This is a genomic window from Ureibacillus chungkukjangi, assembly GCF_044795995.1.
Taxonomy (GTDB): Bacteria; Bacillota; Bacilli; order Bacillales_A; family Planococcaceae; genus Ureibacillus; species Ureibacillus chungkukjangi.
Window position 1 is genome coordinate 589769 of record NZ_CP085009.1, and the last position, 16741, is coordinate 606509.

Below are 16741 nucleotides of genomic sequence, written 5' to 3' on the forward strand. Positions count from 1 at the left end.
AATGGCATTCACCTGATAAGTAAAATTTGGACAGAAAAAATTGATGGAGGCAAAATTATGCTTTTGATATTCAATGGGAGTGTCCTATTCTCAGGCATAATCACAATCTTGGCAATTCAGACTGTACAGCTATATACATTCAATTTCAATCCAGACGGTAGTAATGCAATGTGGAGCAATGGGAATCCGGCTTTATTTTTTATAGTTTTTCCAATGCCGATTATTGCTTATTTTTTATTTGCAATGATCTTTGTATTCGAATCTATTCATAGTAAATACAAGGTCAATAGAAAACATTTTATTATGGGTTACACATTTTTATCTATAATTCTAGTTAGTTACACTGCATATCGAGTAATCGATTTCAATTTAACGGCGCAACCCTATTTTGAAGATGAAATTGGGTATCTTAATCCCTATTCAAATCATTTGTTTTTCAATGCATGGACGTTGATAGCGGCACTATGTATTTCTGCTATAGTATCTTTCTATTTAGATAAACGGAAGAAATAATCAATTAATAATATGCGTTTTGTTAAGCGTCTTTTGCATGTGAAAGACCCTTAAATTTGAATAAGTCTATCTAAGAGTCGCTTTCCCTACGTAGGGGAAGCGGTTTTTTATTGTTCTTTTCCCTTAAGTATCCTTTACTAATTTTGGAATTATCATTGACTATTCAGTTGAACTGTATTATATTTTTATTAAGTTGAACTATATAGTCGGACTGAATAGGAGTTGAGAAGATGAAGCACAAATTATTACCGCTGTCTGAAACGATGCATTATATTTTGTTGGCCTTGCGTGAGCCGCTTCATGGCTATGCTGCCATGCAGAAGATAGAAAAGTTGAGTAACGGTACGGTTATTTTGGCGGCTGGTACATTATACGGTGCGATAGAAAACCTGAATAAGCATGGATGGATTGAACCGGTTGGAGAGTCTGGGCGGAGAAAAGTCTATATGATTACTGATGAAGGAAATGCTATTTTGAAAATGGAACAAAGCAGGTTATTGCATATTTTATCCTTGTACGAAGGAAGTGAATCCAATGAGGAAAGTTAAGATGTTTTTTGATATTGAAAAAGAGGAGCAATGGCTGAACGACCAATTACAAAAAGGCTATCGTTGTACAAATATTAGTGGATTAGGGATATATACTTTCGAAAAAACCGACAAGAGATACGTGATGAAACTGGATTATCAAGATTATTTAGCGAAGGAGAAATTCAGGGATTACAAAGGGATTTATGAAGACTTTGGGTGGACTTTTATTAAAGGCTCCTCGATGGGTTCAATTCAATATTGGCAAAAAGAAGATGATCATCAAAATGAAATTTTCTCGGATCGCCAATCAAAGCGTAATTATTATAAAAGATTGATGAGCTATTCATCTGGTCTTGGAATGCTGTTTTTGCTATTTTCTTATATGCTCTACAAGGATTCAGGTTTATATTTAACTGATGGTCTTTGGAGTATGGAGGGAAGCTTATTTTGGAAAGCCTTCATTTTTGAAACTCCATTTGCTCTTTTAAGATTGTTTCCGGTTATTATGGTTGTTTTTTATGGGGGCAGCTACTATAAAGCTTATCGAAAGTATTCAATGTTGGCAGAAAAATAATGTTAAGTATGAACAAAAAGAAACCCCTCATACAATGATGTGGATAAGTAAAAAAATTCCATTTGAATCTTTCTAGATAAAAGCCCCGTATGTAATAATAAAGTGGACGGAAATGGAAATTCTCCCGAGGTTTCTCCTTTATTTTAAATAAAATGAAGGGGATTGAGAAGAAAGGATTTGATTGGATGGAAGCCTTATTTAAAAGTGTCGGTGGTGTATTGCTACTTATTTTGCTACTTGCTTTGGTTATATGCTACTTATAAAAGTGATTACAAAAGTGTACCACTGGATTAGATGGCAGCGCATGAATCCAATTGAACGGAAATATGAAAAAATCAGACAGCAAAGACGGCGTAATTATAATGCGAGCGCTAAAAAGAAGTACGATATCTCACCAGATAGTCCAGGTGGCGATTGTGATTGAATAGTATTTTTCATCCAAAGAAAATCCTAGGGAGGAAGAAGCATGTATAAAAAGCTAAGTGATATAGATTTTAAATATTTTATAGGTCAGAGGGTTACAGAGGTAAACACAGATAAAAAACAACCACTGGGATTTTCCTTTGAAAATGGAAATTTAACCGTGGAATGCCCTTGGAGATTAAGAGTTTCTAGAGACGTGGTCGTGGGTTATTCAGATTGTCTTTTGGCACCAGGAGAATATTCGCATAAAAATGTTGAAAAGATTCTTATGGGGAAGAGCATCTCGAATATCTGGCATTATGAAGAGATATCGGATTTGGTCGTTGAATTTGAAGACGATATCTATCTGGAAGTATTCCATGACAGTAGCTATTTTGAAGGATGGCAGTTACGAGGAGATAACGGATTGTACTTATTCACTTTACCGGGAGGGTCTTATTCGGATTAGCGTTAAGGAGTAAAAATATGGAATTCAATGCTTTTCGGCTTATCGTTTTTATCATTGCGTTAATCGCTTTATTTATCGTTGCCTTATTATTAAAAAAGAATTGGCGTAAATGGAGCTATATAGCGATCCTTGCTTTACTGATCGCGTATGCAGCCGTTGAAATAACGGCCCCAATGATTCGAGCGCATAACTATGAATCTTTTTTAATTAAAGTTGAAAATAAGCTGAATGAACAGTATCCAAATCAGAAATGGACGATGAACAAAGATATAAATCTCTATAGTTTTCCATATGATTTTGCAGTAGAGGTTATCTTTGAAAACGATCCGAATGTGAGCTATCAATATACGCTAGAAGATGGTAAATTACATGAATATGCTCGGATGGAGCTAGAGTAGCCGCTTGGGAAACAGGTGGCTATTTATTTTACTATAAATTCTCTCAAGGTAAATGCAATGAGTGAAACAAAATAGCATCCTTAGGTTCTATATGGTAAAAAGGAATTTCCATTTTGAAAGAAGAATCCTTAAGTAAATAGGCTGTATTAAGGAGCTGAATCAATATGCAAGAATGGCAGGGTGCTTCAGGTGTTTGCATTAATGAAAAGGGCCAGCTTTTGATGGTACTGCAAGGGAAGCCTGATGAAAAGAAAACTTGGTCAATACCCTCTGGGGGAAGAGAAAACAATGAGTCCTTTGAGGAATGCTGTATTCGAGAAATTGAAGAGGAAACAGGGTACAAGGTCAAGATTGTTAAGGAGCTTCAGGTAAAAAAGGGAAGCTATGAGGAAGCCAATATCTCCATTGAGGTGCATTATTTTTTAGTCGAGCTAGTTGGTGGGACAAAAACTATCCAAGATCCTGACAACCTGATTTATGAGATTGACTGGAAATCTCTAGATGAAATACATGAGCTGGAGCTTACTTTCCCTGAGGATCGAAATGTATTAAGGGAGTACCTTGTGAACATTGTGTGAAAGTGATGCAGTCTATTGTCAAAGCTTAGCGTTTATCTAAGGGGTGTAACCTTCTGTGCTGTTCTCTAATAAAATAGCATAAGGAGGTGTTTTCACATTGACTAAAAATGCGAAATTACTTTACTGCTTATTAGGAAGCTTTGTCCTGGCAATGCTAAATAGCACGTTACTTGGATCTGCCTTAGTGGGCGTATTCAATGGAGGGGGAGCTCTTGAAGAGTTTATCGTGCTAGTCGCAGACATTCTGTCATTTGTAGGGTATATATTATTAATCATCTTCTCGCTCATGCTCATCTACTACAATACAAAATCGAAATTTAGAGGATAATATATACAATCAATCGAATAGTTATAGTAACAAGGGCATTAGTCATAAAAAGCTAATGTCCTTTCCTTTTTTTCGATAAAGGGTTAGGGAGGGATAAAATGACTACAGGAGATTTCACTATTCAAAACAATAATTCTCCAGATATTGAACTCATTAAGGAACTGGTAACGACTTGGGCAGGAGATGATTTCACACGTGATTACTTTTTACGGGGCTTACATATAAATACAAATTTGGTCACTATAGAAGCATTAGAAAATAATCAATTAGTAGGCTTACTAACGGCATGGAAATCAGTATTTCATCCACATTGTACATATTTCTCAATAGTTTCAAAATCGCACCTAGATTATGAAATCGAAGCTGCTTTGATTGGCTCGTTGTATCAGTTAGAAGATATACAATCGCCGCTACAAACCTCCATCTGGGAAACTTCATATAAATTAAAAAACTTTTACGAGGATAATGGGTTCAAAGAGGTAAGGCGGACATACTCACCTTTGCTGAAAACCTCTAAGCTAGATTATGGGAACCTTCACATACAGTGCTTACACTTAAAAGACTTAAATAGCGTAGTGAATAATCCAGAATTGAAGGAAGAACTCACACAACTTGTTAAAGATAACTATGCAAAAACACATCAAGCAAATCCGGTAGGTGAGCACAGTTTAGAGAAATGGGAAGAGTTGATTTTCGATGAAGATACCATTCTAGATGGAAGTTTTATTTTACTGAAGGATAATGTAGTCCACGCATACGCTCTGTTGCACCATTCTAACCACCCAAACCAATTTGAATTTGGATGGAGAGGAACCAGAGATGATGCAGATTCTCGAATTCTACTGATGCTAACAGCTAAGCAAATAAACTATGCCTTTGAAAAGGGCGTGCAGTTTATCGAAGCCGAAATTGATACATCGGACTCTGCTGCTTTAAAGATGTTAAAATACTTTTCATTTTTACCAGCACCAACACTAATTACATATCAAAAAACATTGAAGGAAGTGTGAAGCTTGCTAACTAATTTGTACCTTGTACGTCATGCCTACTCTACATATTCTCCGGATGAGTTAGGGAGACCACTATCTCAACGCGGGTTTATTGATGCAGAAAAAATAAAGAAGCTATTTGAAAATGAAGAGATTGATATTATCATTTCGAGTCCCTATAAACGAGCCATTCAAACTGTAGAAGGAATTGCAAATTTTAGAGAAAAGGTCGTTTTATTAGAAGAAAATTTTAAAGAACGCACTTTATCCATAGGAGCTGTGGAGGATTTTGAAGCCGCTATTACAAAGGTATGGGTCGAGCCTACATTTTCCTGGTCAGGTGGAGAATCCAATATGGACGCTCAAAAAAGGGGGGTAAAGGCGTTAAAAAATCTGTTAACTACCTGCGAAGGAAAAAATGTTGTTATCGGAACCCATGGTAATTTGATGACGCTTATTCTGAACCATTTCGATAAAAACTATGACTTTAATTTCTGGAAAACCCTCGATATGCCAGACATTTATAAACTAACCTTTGAATACCAGGAATTGAAAGAGGTTAAGAGAATTTGGAATAGAACGGAAAATATATAAAAGGAGATATATATCCATGAAATTTTATAGATTTGGTAAGGAAGACGGAAAGCAAATCGCACAATTCAATTCAGATTTTGTAATGGCGCGCGTTATTCAAACAGATAGGAAAGCAAATATTGGGTGTATGTATTTAGCTCCAAATGGTATTGTTGGCTTTCACCAAGCAGTTGTTCCTCAGCTTTTTCTTGTCTTAAATGGAGAAGGATATGTCCGTGGGGATAAGGAAGAATACATTACTGTCCAGACAGGCGATGCCGTGTTTTGGGGGAGAGATGAATGGCATGAAACAAAGACTGATACTGGGTTAACGGCAATTGTTATCGAGAGCGAAGCATTAGATCCATCTGCATATATGTCTTTAAAGAGATAAAAGTGGTAGTTTAAATAAGCAAATGTTAAAGGGGCCATAAACAAAATGGTTCTTTTTTTATGCGTAAATTTGTAATTATTTTCATATTTACAAGTGACAATTCGAGGAGTAGAATGAATCCGAAATCAAGTGAATAATAAATGGCCAAATCTCTAAATGAGAACGGAGGACCCGATCTTTTGGGGTTAATTCTGCAAATTGCAGAAAGGATGATTCTAGCTTCTTCGCCATCCTACCCGTCAGCTAACTTCGTCGGCTAAAGCGAAGGAGGTCTATACGACCGCCTAATTCAAGGTGCCAATTTGTTGGTAAATCCAACAGATAAGCGACTTGTATTAAATGCGGTCTTTTATTATGCCAAAAAACAAGTAGTTTAAGAGAAGAAGCTAATTTTAGTAGTCATTTTTACTTTGAAATCGAGGAGAAGAAACATGAAAAATATACTTTTAGAGGGTCTTAATCCTTCTAAAATATTAGTGCTAGGCTTTGCATTGGTGATTTTAGTTGGAGCATTTTTACTGACGCTTCCTATAGCAACGGTTAATGGTGTTAGCTTATCATTCCTAGATGCATTATTCACTGCCACTTCCGCTACCTGTGTAACAGGACTTGTCGTGGTTGATACAGGAGATACCTTTTCGAAGTTTGGTGAAATCGTCATTTTGGTACTGATTCAAATTGGCGGGTTAGGGTTTATGACCTTTGCGACGTTTCTATTTACATTGCTAGGGAAAAAAATCTCGCTTAAGGAAAGAATTCTTCTCAAGGAAGCCTATAATGCGACTTCTACTGCTGGAATGGTGAAGTTAGTGAAACGAATTTTGCTCTTTACAGTGATTGTAGAAGGAATCGGTGCCTTTTTATTAGCTATGCGTTTTGCGTTTGATATGCCGTATGGAGAGGCAGTTTACTTTGGGATTTTCCATAGTGTTTCTATTTTTAATAATGCAGGGTTTGATATTTTTGGGGATTTCAGCAGTTTAACAAGCTATGTAGATGATCCGTTTGTAGTGCTAACAATCTGTGGACTTATCGTTATCGGTGGACTTGGTTTTGTTGTTATCAATGAATTGTATGAGTATCGTGAAACACAGCAGCTTTCACTCCATACTAAGGTTGTATTAACGACAACAGCTATTCTGATTGTAGGGGCGTCCATCTTAATCTTCTTATTTGAGTATGGAAATGTGAGAACGCTAGGTCCTTTGAATATGGAAGGGAAAATATTGGGAGCTATTTTCCATGGGATATCGCCTAGAACAGCAGGCGCCAATACTTTGTCGATGGCAGATTTGACATATGCAACCTTGTTCTTGACGATTTTCCTTATGTTTATCGGCGGGGGCTCAGGATCTACAGCCGGTGGTATTAAAGTAACTACTTTTGCAGTGTTAATGGCTACGGTAATGGCGCAGCTAAAGGGGAAAGAAGATGTCGTTTTATTTAAAAGACGTATTGTCGAAGAGACAATTTTAAAATCTCTTACAGTTGCGGTAAGTGGGATGATGATTGTAATTCTGGTTACGTTTTTGCTTAGCATTACGGAGCATGGCCATGATTTTATGATGTATTTGTTTGAAGCAACCTCTGCATTTGGTACGGTAGGCCTTTCAATGGGTTTAACACCAGAATTGTCGCCAATCGGACGAATCTTGATTGTGATTACAATGTTTATTGGCAGGCTAGGACCGTTAACTTTAGGCTTTGCTATTACAAAAAGACAAACAAAAGAAGCTTTTAAACGACCAAAAGGAAATATGATGATTGGATAATTTCAAAATAGGGAGAGTTAAAAAATGGCTAGAAACCAATATGCAGTAATCGGTTTAGGAAGATTCGGCACAAGCATCGCAAGAAGATTACATGAAGCTGGGCAAGAGGTGTTAGGAATTGATATTAGTGAGGAACGAGTTGAGAGTGCGGAGCCTTATGTAACAGATAGCGCTATAGCAGATGCTAGTGAAGAGAAGGCACTTACTGCTTTAGGAATCACGAATTTTGATTGTGTCATTGTAGCTATTGGCGATGATATCCAATCCAGTATTCTCACAGCGATGCTTCTCAAAAATCTGGGCATCGAAAAAATTATCGCCAAGGCAACAAGTAAACGTCATGGGCAGGTTTTAGAAACAATCGGGGTAAACTGGGTTATCTATCCTGAACGAGATATGGGCGAACGCGTTGCAAATCAGCTACTCTCACCCAACATGCTGAACTATATAGAACTGTCTAAGGAATATAATATTGAAGAAGTTTTATTACCTAAGAAAATGATCGGGAAAAGCTTGAAGGAGCTTGATATACGCGCAAAATTTAGAGTAAGTGTTATCGCGATTTTAAGAAGCAGCATCGATATTATCGTTTCCCCATCGCCGGACGAATTACTTCAACCTGACGATATTCTAGTAACAATAGGAAATCGTAACGATTTAGCTAAGTTTGCGAGTTTAGAATAGAAGATTGAAAGAATGCGACGGGGCCTCATCAATTTAGAATGAGGCCTCTTTTAGTAAGAGGTTAAAAGAGTGACTATGTAGAAATAATACTCATAAGTCAAAATCATGGAGGACGAAATGAACAAATTCAGTTTGTTTGGCAAGTTTACGGTACAGGACGGTGAACGTGACACACTGGTAGAGATTTTACTAGAAGCCGCAGAATCAATGGCTGATCTAATAGAATGTGAGGTTTACCTTATTAATATTTCACCAGACGAGCCAAATTCGGTGTTTGTCTATGAAGTATGGAGTAACGAAGAAGCACACCAAGCATCCCTTACTCTTGAAGCTACCCAAAAGCTAATTCAACGAGCCAAACCAATCATAACCGGCATGGAAAGAATCAGTACTCTTAAAACAAAGGGTGGAAAAGGAGTTTCGTAGAGGTGATTCTGGAATCAGGTGAATGAACAAGCGGAAACATAGACGAAGCGTGGTTAATGAAGGTAATGAAGACTAATATTGCTTAGCGAGATTTGAAAAGTAGCGTTCGTGAGGGTAATGAACGCCAAAAAGATTGAGCGGGATTTGAGAAGTGGCGTTCATGAAGGAGATGAACGCCAAACTGGTTGAGCTGGATTTGAAAAGTGGCATTCATGAGGGTGATGAACGCCAAACTGGTTGAGCGGGAGATTGAGAAGTGGCGTTCATGAGGGAGATGAACACCAAAAAGGTTGAGAGGGATTGTAAAAGTGGCGTTCATGAGGGTGATGAACACCAAAAAGGTTGAGAGGGATTGTAAAAGTGGCGTTCATGAGGTTGATGAACGCCAAAAATATTTAGCTGGATTTGAAAAGTGGCATTCATGAAGGAGATGAACGCCAAAAATATTGAGCGGAATTTGAAAAGTGGCATTCATGAGGGTGATGAACGCCAAAAATATTTAGCTGGATTGTAAAAGTGCCATTCATGAAGGAGATGAACGCCAAAAATATTTAGCTGGATTTGAAAAGTGGCATTCATAAGGGTGATGAACGCCAAAAATATTGAGCGGAATTTGAAAAGTGGCATTCATGCTGGTAATGAAAGACAAAAAGCCAAGGAAGCATCTGAAAAATGTCTGTCATCAAGCGAATGAAAGACAAAAAGCCAAGGAAGCATCTGAAAAATGTCTGTCATCAAGCGAATGAAAGACGAAATCCAAAGCAAGCATTTGAAAAATGTCTGTCATCAAGCGAATGAAAGACAAAACCGAAAGCAAGCATTTGAAAAATGTCTGTCATCAAGCGAATGAAAGACAAAATCCAAAGGAAGCATCTGAAAAATGTCTGTCCTCAGGCGAATGAAAGACAAAACCGAAAGCAAGCATCTGAAAAACGTCTGTCCTCAGGCGAATGAAAGACAAAACCGAAAGCGAGTATCTGAAAAATGTCTGTCATCAAGCGAATGAAAGACAAAAGCCGAGCCAGCATCTGAAAATTATCCTTCATCAATCGAATGAAAGACAAAAAGCCGAGCCAAAATCTAAAATTCCCCCTTCATAAAGCCAATGAAACCAGCAACATCCTCCATATACTTATTTCTCTTTTATCTGCTCCCGTATTCGTTGCAATTCCTCGAATGATAAATTACCTAGGGACTTCTTGATTTCATCCTCGATTAGCTTTCGATTTTTTTCTTGGTATTGCTTGCGCCATTCTCGTAGACCCTCAGTTTTATCGAAAAGGTATTCGATGTCGATTTCTTCATTTTCCTCATCAGCTAAATAATCCAGTACGGCAGCTAGCATTCGTGAGAGGTTGTCGATTTCATTTTGTAGATTATTTGATGCTTTATCAACTTCTTCTATTTCTACAGTTTCTGATTCTTCATTTGTTTGGGATGACTTTCGCGGCATAGTATAAGCTCCTAAATTTGAAATTTAAACTTATTATGCCCAATAACAAACTTAGTAAGTCCAAAAGCCAATCCTGGAATAGAATTGAAATAAAAAATTCTCATTTTTTTGTAACGTTTCTTTATATCCGAAGTTATATAAGTGAAAGGGGTGAAAAAGGCATGGCTATGAACTTCGAGGAAATCTATCGTAAATATTTTAAAGAGGTTTATTTGTACAACATTTCTTTAAGCCGAGATGAAAAATAGCTGAAGAAATTACCCAAGAAGCATTTTTTAAAGCGTTAAAAGCTATCGACAAATTCGATGGTTCTAAGGACATTAGAGCTTGGCTTTATACGATTGCCAAAAATACATATTTCTCATACTACAAAAGAAATAATAGACAAATAGAGTTAGATATTGATGAAGTAGTAGATACAGGAGTTCAATTTGTAAGTCATTTGATGAATGAAGAAGGGGCCTTTGCGATTCACGAGTTTCTCCATACGATGGCAGAGCCTTATAAGGAAGTGTTTTCACTGCGAGCCTTTGGAGAACTGCCCTTTGAGAAAATTGGAAGACTCTTTGGAAAAAGTGCGGGGTGGGCTAGGGTGACATTTTACAGAGCGCGGAAACAAATAATTGAGCATATGGAGGCGATCAATCATGAAAGAGATTAAGTGTACAATCATCCAAGATATTTTACCTCTCTATATTGATGGAGTAGTGAGTCAGGATACAACAGAAATGGTAGACAAGCATTTACAGGATTGTGAGAACTGTCGAAAGGAATATGAGTCGATGAAACAGGAGCTCTACATTCCTGTTGAAAACAAAGAATCTCTTCTGAAAGCCATTAAGAAAAAGTGGCGCAATAAAAAGTTTATGATTGCCATGGGTTCCATTTTAGGAACGGCTATAATTTTATTCGGTGCTTTTAACTATGTCTTTTATTATAAAACAGTTATTCCATATTCAGAGAATCTGATTAAAATCGAAACTCAAAATGATCAATTGGTTTCTCATTATTTAGGAAAAAGCCATGCTGGTGTTTATGGAACGCATCCGATTTCAGTTGTAGTGGATGGCGAGAAAAAGAATGTGAGTTTTATTTATTATACAAAAACCATTGCCCATTCACCTACAAGGAACCTTTTGGATGAAAATAATGGTCAAGATGAATATGACTATATCTTCGGGCTTCCTGAGAGTGAGAAAATCGATGCCGTGTATTATGTTGAGTTTGATGCCAATGAAGTTTTCCTTGAAAAGGATTCTTGGGAATCGGTAATTGAGCGCGGGCAATTGATTTGGAAGAGAGAATGATAACTTTATGTATGAAACAAATAGAATTATCCAAAATAGCTATCCCATTCCCTTATCCATTAATGGTAAAATAGTAAAATAATGTTAAAGTGAGGTGTCCTTGATTAAACATATTTCAAACATTTTAATGATTTTATTATTGCCTGCGCTATTGATCCAGCTGTTAATGAGTTCTTGGTTCGAGTTAAAATACGATTGGGAATATATTTACATAGTGTCAATTTTTAGCTTGGTCTCTTCAATGATTTTGATAAGTGCTCAGGAGATAAAAGGAAGAAGGAAAAAAGAGTCTAAATTTCTTTTCACAGCTTCACTACCAAATGGACCCCTGATTTCTCTGACTTTTGTCATGGTGTTAAACACAACAATCAATGTTGAGGGGCGAGAAAGAGAGATATTAATTTTACAAATAGCTATTCTAGCTATATTTTTTTCGTTAGCCTTTATAAAATATAAGTTTTACATCGAAGAAAACACGCTCACTTTTGAAATTAATTTTTTTACAATCCAGCTATATAAAAGAATAATATACCCTGAGGACATTAAACATGTGAAATTTATTCGAACTGGATGGGCACAAAAGAGTGCAATCATTAAATTAAAAAAAGGATTACCATTACGAATTATTAACTTTGAACCTAAAAATGTATGTTTAGAATTAGATGAATTTACTGACAGACATTCCATCCTAATATCAAAAACAAAAGACTATATTCGATTAGATAAATATTCTCGTCAGCAGCTCTTGAATGGTAAGGCGAGATTCTAGAGAGCAGGAGAAAACAATGCTTACCTTTAATAAATTAGTTCGAGATAAAATCCCTAGTATCATAGAAGCTAGTGGTGAAAAAAGCCAGTTTACGATATTAGATGAAAAGACGTTTATCAGAGAGCTGAAGAAAAAGCTCCTGGAAGAGGTTAACGAGTATTTGGCTTCATCCACTAAAGAAGCTGCAACTGAGGAGCTTGCAGATATTTTGGAGGTTATTCATTCCTTAGCTAAGACACATCAAGTAACGATTGACCAGGTTGAACAAGTACGCCAGAAAAAGTATGAAGAACGGGGCGGCTTTGAAGGACGATGCTTTTTGGTTAGTAAGGAATAAATCGCAAATCTAGAAGTGAGAGGAGGAGCTCAAATGATTATTTTACATTGTCTCAAAGAGAGCACTTGGGAGAAAGCGAAGGATAATGTATATTATGGCAGGGAATCAATTGAGGCATTTGGGTATATACATTGCTCGTCTATTGAAAATTTTTGGAGAGTAGCACCTAACTTTAAAGATGTTTTAGAGCCAGTAGTTCTTTTATTTATAGACACTAATAAGGTAGAGGCCGAGATTAAATGGGAGGATGACGGTAATTACGGTCGCACCTATCCACATATTTACGGTGAGTTAAATTTAAATGCTCTTGTTAAAGTAACGCCTTTGCTAAAGGATTATCAGGGAGAGTTTATTTATAATTTTGATGAGATATAGTGGGGGGTTCCAATGTTTTTTTTACAAATGTCTGGTTTCCCTGGTTCGGGAAAATCTACATTAGCTCGTGAAATTGCAAAAAGAGTAGATGCTATCATCGTTGACCATGATATTTCAAAAACGGCACTATTGGAAAATGTAGCGGAAACAAAGCTTGAAGAAAATCTTTTGGGAAAGATTTCATACAAGGTTGATTGGGCCTTAATAGAATTCTATCTCTCACAGGGGAAAAGCGTGATTTTTGATAGTCCATGTTTATATGATGAAATGGTGAGGAATGGAACAACGTTAGCGAAGAAATACAATGTAAAATATAAATATGTTGAATGTTATTTAAATGACTTTGACGAGGTAAATTTCCGACTTAAAAATCGTGAAAGTAAGCTAAGCCAAATAAAAGAAGTGAAATCGATGGAAGCTTTTCAAAACACAATTGAAAATAGTAAAAAGTCGGAGGATGATCCCTATTTAGTAGTGGATACTAGTAAACCGGTAGATACATATATAGAAAATGTCATGCAATATATTGGCCATAACCGTTGATAAGGGGAACCTCATGCAAAAACTAATAGGAGCACTAATAATCTTACTTGCTTTAACAGGCTGTACAAATGAAAAAGAGATTCAGGAAGAGACAGCAGAAATTCAAGAGCAGCCAAAACCACAACCGATAGAAAGTATATCGATAGAGGAGAAGGTGCAGCTTCCTTCTTTTGAATCGATTGCACATCCCATAATCTCGCTAAATGATGGGGTCGGCTTTGATTCCTTTTATCAAGAGGTTTGTTGGAATGAGTGTACCGAAGAGGATAAATTAAATGGTCGATTTGATAAAAACATAAAGGATAAAATCGGTGATAGATTTAATGTGAAGTGGGATCATATGATTCCTGCTCCAAACAGCGTGGAAGTAAGAGTATACACAACCGATTTTAATCAGGTTGGGGAAACCGAAATGCTTCCAGATGAACAAAAGAATTTTCAATTAGTGATTACAGACATAGCTTACGATAAAATTTACGAGTTGCTGTTTGTTTGGGAAGACGGTACGGCTATAGGAAAAAGCAGATTAGTATTTGAGGTACAAAAATGATAGGTCATTCTAATCGAAAAAGCGTATTCGTTTAATTTACCGAATACGCTTTTATATATGTTTGTTAAGCTTCAGAATGATTAACTTTTAGCTTCTTCCATTTGGAATAAATATCGAATAAGGAAATTAAGATGATGATATATAAACCGCCATCACTAAAGCTAATGCCTGAAACAGATTGGCCACCTAGCAGTGGGAACAGCCAAAGAAGAAAGAGTACATATAAAATTATAATAATCTTCCATATTACCTCAGTTTTTAAATCTGTCTCATTGTATTTTTTTAGCACAAAGTTAAATAGGAGTGAACCCAAAATAAGAAAAATCACTACGCCCATTGGAATCGCACTAGCAAAGGGAACAGTAGGAAAGTAATCATAAATGAATAAAAGAGTAATTGCTACAATAAATAACGAGTCAAAAGTTTTGAAATATTTGATAATATTACCCCCTTTGCTAAAGTATAGCATAAATTAAAAACGGTTTAGAGAATTCTTGAGGAAAGGGAAAATACATAAAAAAACCCAAGCAACTCAACGAAATTCATTGAGTAACTTGGGCTAAATTTGACTTCTTTAAATCCTATTCTGGTTGACCAGGTTCTTTCATTTGTCCTCCAAATGGAAGCTCCACACCTAGTTCGGAAAGTTGCTCTTGGGCTTCTTCCTGACTAATCGTGCCGTTTCTTTGTTGGTCCATAATGCTTTGGACTTTTTGTCTAGTTTCCTCATCTAAGTCTGCAAACATATCGCCACGGCTTCCACCTGGATTTCCTTCTGCATTACCAGGTCCTCCCATACCACCAAAACCATTAGCACCTTGCTCTGTTAAACCTGATTCATTTAACCATGTAACTGTATCAGAAACCGTAAACTCGACTTCATTTGACCCTCCTTGGATTGTTCCATCAGTAAATAATCCATCAGTTTCAGAGCCTGTAGACGTTCCACCTGAGATAAGCTTATAAGACCCATCCTTCGTAAGCTGTGGGGAACTGATTAACACAGATTGATAGTCTTTGTCCGGAGCAAATGTCACGATGGAATTCTCGTTGCTATCTTCAAGCTGAAGCACGGTTCCTGCTGCTTGTGTTTCGGTAAATGTCATTAGAATCGAGCTTTGCGCGGACTCTTCAGAAGTCGCCATAGCCATACCTGAACTGCCTGAAGCAATAAGTAGCCCACCGCTAATTTCGAAGCTTTGATCATAGTCTAGTGCCCCGTTGTTATTATTGGAAGGACCGCTGACAATAACCGTTCCGTCTGTCATGGAAATCGAACCGTTCGAATCAAGTCCATCTCCCATAGCATTGACATAGATGTATCCACCATTAATAGATAGGACATTCTCTTCTGCATTTTCAGTAGCGGCAAAATCACGACCTGACCCATCATTTCCACCGCCTATGTTAATGCCGTCATCCGTTGCATTTACATGAATTTCACCATCTGCAATGGTAATGCTTTTACTTTCAATTCCTTCATAGCTCTTTGTAACATCGATGATTCCACCCTTAGTTAAAATGGATGTATCGGCATGAATTCCATCATCACCAGTAGCTAAATTTAGCTCTCCACCAGTAATGGTAATTGAATTATTACTGTGTACAGCATCATCCAAGGAATCAATTGTAAAGCTACCACCACCGATAGCCACTTCCACAGTTGCTTTTAACCCCTTCGTACTTTCGGAATCCGTGCTTGTACTCGTAGTAGTTGTATTCGTTTCACCCGGCATGCCAGGCATTCTATTATTTTCATTCGTCTCAACCGTTTCAGGGCTACCACCACCAGCTGTAATAGTGAAATCTCCATCAGCAATTAGTAGAGAGGTTTCAGCTTGAATCCCATCATTGGCAGCCTCTATGTCAAAGCTACCACCCTCAATAGCAATAATAGCCTTTGAAGCATCCTTATCGTTTGTAGATTTAATGCCATCTCCACCAGCTGTAATACTTATCTCTCCATCCTTAACAGCAACGAGGTCTCGTCCCATTAACCCATCATCTACTGCTTCAATTTGGATTGTCCCACTAGTAATTCTTAATTCATCCTTAGAGGCAATTCCGTTATTGTAATTGCCATTCACGATTAAAGTGCCATCCCCGTTTATTGTAAGGTCATCCTTACTGAATAGGGCTGCATTTGGCTCATCATCATCTGAATTTTCATAAACATAATTTTCGCCATCACTTAAAATATTTTCAGTTCCATCTTCCAATGAAACAACCGTTTTTTCTGCCTTTTCTACAAAAATAGGCGCACTAGTCGATGAACTGATTTCCACACCATTAAGAATCAGCCGAACAGTTCCTTCATCCTCTGCATTCACAATAATTTGACCATCATTCAATTTTCCGCTGATTTCATAAACACCAGAAGTTCGAATTGTAATCGTACTTCCATCAATGACTACGCCTCCGTTGCCATCAAAGCTCGCACTATCGCCATTCAATTTAATAGAAGTGGCATTTTTCCACTCGCTATAAAAATCATCATCTGAATAAGAAACCTTCTCGTTAATCACACTAATAATTTCCTGATTACCAATAGTACTTAAGCTCTCTGCCTCGGCAACAGCTGGATCACTCGTAGTTTTGACCTCCTCTGTATTATCGCTGCAAGCAAATAATAACGCACTACACATCATAAAAGGTGTTGCCACTTTTATAAGTTTAGAATTCTTCATAAAATTTAACTCCTTTTCATTTCGAATTTTGAAAGCTATTGTTGGGTATGAGGCTATTATTAATGACCAACCTTAAAGCAACCTTAAAAA

At 37.0% G+C, this 16741-nt stretch carries 23 protein-coding genes, 1 pseudogene and 1 riboswitch; of the genes and pseudogenes, 21 read left to right on the forward strand and 3 right to left on the reverse strand.

The window, feature by feature from the left end:
• Positions 1-57: 57 nt before the first annotated feature.
• The 14 genes from LG296_RS02990 to LG296_RS03055 all read left to right on the forward strand — a co-directional run bounded on the left by LG296_RS02990 (position 58) and on the right by LG296_RS03055 (position 9730).
• A complete protein-coding gene (locus LG296_RS02990; protein ID WP_146223191.1) occupies positions 58-513 on the forward strand; it encodes a hypothetical protein in 456 nt (151 codons plus the stop codon).
• A 230-nt stretch (positions 514-743) separates the two neighbouring features.
• Complete coding sequence (locus LG296_RS02995) at positions 744-1061, forward strand: PadR family transcriptional regulator (RefSeq protein WP_107931840.1); 318 nt, start codon at positions 744-746, stop codon at positions 1059-1061.
• Positions 1048-1617 carry a DUF2812 domain-containing protein gene (locus LG296_RS03000; protein ID WP_107931842.1) on the forward strand — a complete coding sequence of 190 codons (570 nt, stop codon included), beginning with the start codon at positions 1048-1050 and terminating at the stop codon, positions 1615-1617. Before LG296_RS02995 ends, LG296_RS03000 begins: the two co-directional genes overlap by 14 nt.
• Positions 1618-2083: 466 nt before the next feature.
• On the forward strand, positions 2084-2488 hold the full coding sequence (locus LG296_RS03005) for a DUF6188 family protein (protein WP_235867551.1): 405 nt from the start codon (positions 2084-2086) through the stop codon (positions 2486-2488).
• Positions 2489-2505: 17 nt separating this feature from the next.
• Positions 2506-2886, forward strand: a complete 381-nt coding sequence (locus LG296_RS03010; protein ID WP_107931844.1) for a hypothetical protein — start codon at positions 2506-2508, stop codon at positions 2884-2886.
• A gap of 164 nt (positions 2887-3050) precedes the next feature.
• Positions 3051-3464, forward strand: a complete 414-nt coding sequence (locus LG296_RS03015; protein WP_107931846.1) for an NUDIX hydrolase — start codon at positions 3051-3053, stop codon at positions 3462-3464.
• A 97-nt stretch (positions 3465-3561) separates the two neighbouring features.
• Positions 3562-3792 carry a hypothetical protein gene (locus LG296_RS03020; protein WP_107931847.1) on the forward strand — a complete coding sequence of 77 codons (231 nt, stop codon included), beginning with the start codon at positions 3562-3564 and terminating at the stop codon, positions 3790-3792.
• Positions 3793-3890: 98 nt separating this feature from the next.
• Positions 3891-4802 carry a hypothetical protein gene (locus LG296_RS03025; protein ID WP_107931849.1) on the forward strand — a complete coding sequence of 304 codons (912 nt, stop codon included), beginning with the start codon at positions 3891-3893 and terminating at the stop codon, positions 4800-4802.
• Between the two features lie 3 nt (positions 4803-4805).
• Positions 4806-5375, forward strand: coding sequence for a histidine phosphatase family protein (locus LG296_RS03030; protein ID WP_107931851.1), 570 nt, complete (start codon positions 4806-4808; stop codon positions 5373-5375).
• Between the two features lie 16 nt (positions 5376-5391).
• Entirely contained in the window at positions 5392-5748 is a 357-nt protein-coding gene (locus LG296_RS03035) for a cupin domain-containing protein (protein WP_107931853.1), read from the forward strand.
• 132 nt (positions 5749-5880) lie between these two features.
• A riboswitch (cyclic di-AMP (ydaO/yuaA leader) is annotated at positions 5881-6021 on the forward strand.
• A 158-nt stretch (positions 6022-6179) separates the two neighbouring features.
• A complete protein-coding gene (locus tag LG296_RS03040) occupies positions 6180-7520 on the forward strand; it encodes a TrkH family potassium uptake protein (RefSeq protein ID WP_107931855.1) in 1341 nt (446 codons plus the stop codon).
• 24 nt (positions 7521-7544) lie between these two features.
• Complete coding sequence (locus LG296_RS03045) at positions 7545-8204, forward strand: TrkA family potassium uptake protein (RefSeq protein WP_107931857.1); 660 nt, start codon at positions 7545-7547, stop codon at positions 8202-8204.
• Between the two features lie 117 nt (positions 8205-8321).
• Positions 8322-8630: a putative quinol monooxygenase gene (locus LG296_RS03050; protein ID WP_107931859.1), complete on the forward strand. Its 309-nt coding sequence runs from the start codon at positions 8322-8324 to the stop codon at positions 8628-8630.
• Between the two features lie 950 nt (positions 8631-9580).
• Positions 9581-9730, forward strand: a complete 150-nt coding sequence (locus LG296_RS03055; protein WP_181417935.1) for a hypothetical protein — start codon at positions 9581-9583, stop codon at positions 9728-9730.
• A 32-nt stretch (positions 9731-9762) separates the two neighbouring features.
• Here LG296_RS03055 and LG296_RS03060 read toward each other — a convergent pair whose 3' ends face one another.
• Positions 9763-10083, reverse strand: a complete 321-nt coding sequence (locus tag LG296_RS03060; RefSeq protein WP_107931860.1) for a hypothetical protein — start codon at positions 10081-10083, stop codon at positions 9763-9765.
• 167 nt (positions 10084-10250) lie between these two features.
• On the opposite strand from LG296_RS03060, the pseudogene LG296_RS03065 reads away from it, so the two are divergent.
• From LG296_RS03065 to LG296_RS03095, 7 genes and pseudogenes are all read left to right on the forward strand, one after another.
• Positions 10251-10744: pseudogene (locus LG296_RS03065) on the forward strand (RNA polymerase sigma factor).
• A complete protein-coding gene (locus LG296_RS03070; RefSeq protein WP_107931862.1) occupies positions 10731-11390 on the forward strand; it encodes a zf-HC2 domain-containing protein in 660 nt (219 codons plus the stop codon). The pseudogene LG296_RS03065 and the gene LG296_RS03070 overlap by 14 nt, the downstream one beginning before the upstream one ends.
• Before the next feature lie 127 nt (positions 11391-11517).
• On the forward strand, positions 11518-12159 hold the full coding sequence (locus LG296_RS03075; protein ID WP_146223190.1) for a hypothetical protein: 642 nt from the start codon (positions 11518-11520) through the stop codon (positions 12157-12159).
• 16 nt (positions 12160-12175) lie between these two features.
• The gene (locus tag LG296_RS03080; RefSeq protein WP_107931866.1) at positions 12176-12496 is read left to right on the forward strand and encodes a nucleoside triphosphate pyrophosphohydrolase; all 321 of its coding nucleotides are present in this window, start codon (positions 12176-12178) and stop codon (positions 12494-12496) included.
• 33 nt (positions 12497-12529) lie between these two features.
• Positions 12530-12871 carry a DUF952 domain-containing protein gene (locus LG296_RS03085; protein WP_107931868.1) on the forward strand — a complete coding sequence of 114 codons (342 nt, stop codon included), beginning with the start codon at positions 12530-12532 and terminating at the stop codon, positions 12869-12871.
• Positions 12872-12883: 12 nt separating this feature from the next.
• Positions 12884-13414, forward strand: coding sequence for an AAA family ATPase (locus LG296_RS03090; RefSeq protein WP_107931870.1), 531 nt, complete (start codon positions 12884-12886; stop codon positions 13412-13414).
• 13 nt (positions 13415-13427) lie between these two features.
• Positions 13428-13964, forward strand: a complete 537-nt coding sequence (locus LG296_RS03095) for a hypothetical protein (protein ID WP_107931872.1) — start codon at positions 13428-13430, stop codon at positions 13962-13964.
• A gap of 64 nt (positions 13965-14028) precedes the next feature.
• Here the strand turns inward: LG296_RS03095 and LG296_RS03100 are convergent, their stop codons facing one another.
• The gene (locus tag LG296_RS03100) at positions 14029-14433 is read right to left on the reverse strand and encodes a hypothetical protein (RefSeq protein WP_404427433.1); all 405 of its coding nucleotides are present in this window, start codon (positions 14431-14433) and stop codon (positions 14029-14031) included.
• Between the two features lie 112 nt (positions 14434-14545).
• Positions 14546-16651: a carbohydrate-binding domain-containing protein gene (locus LG296_RS03105; protein ID WP_107931874.1), complete on the reverse strand. Its 2106-nt coding sequence runs from the start codon at positions 16649-16651 to the stop codon at positions 14546-14548.
• Positions 16652-16741 lie beyond the last annotated feature (90 nt).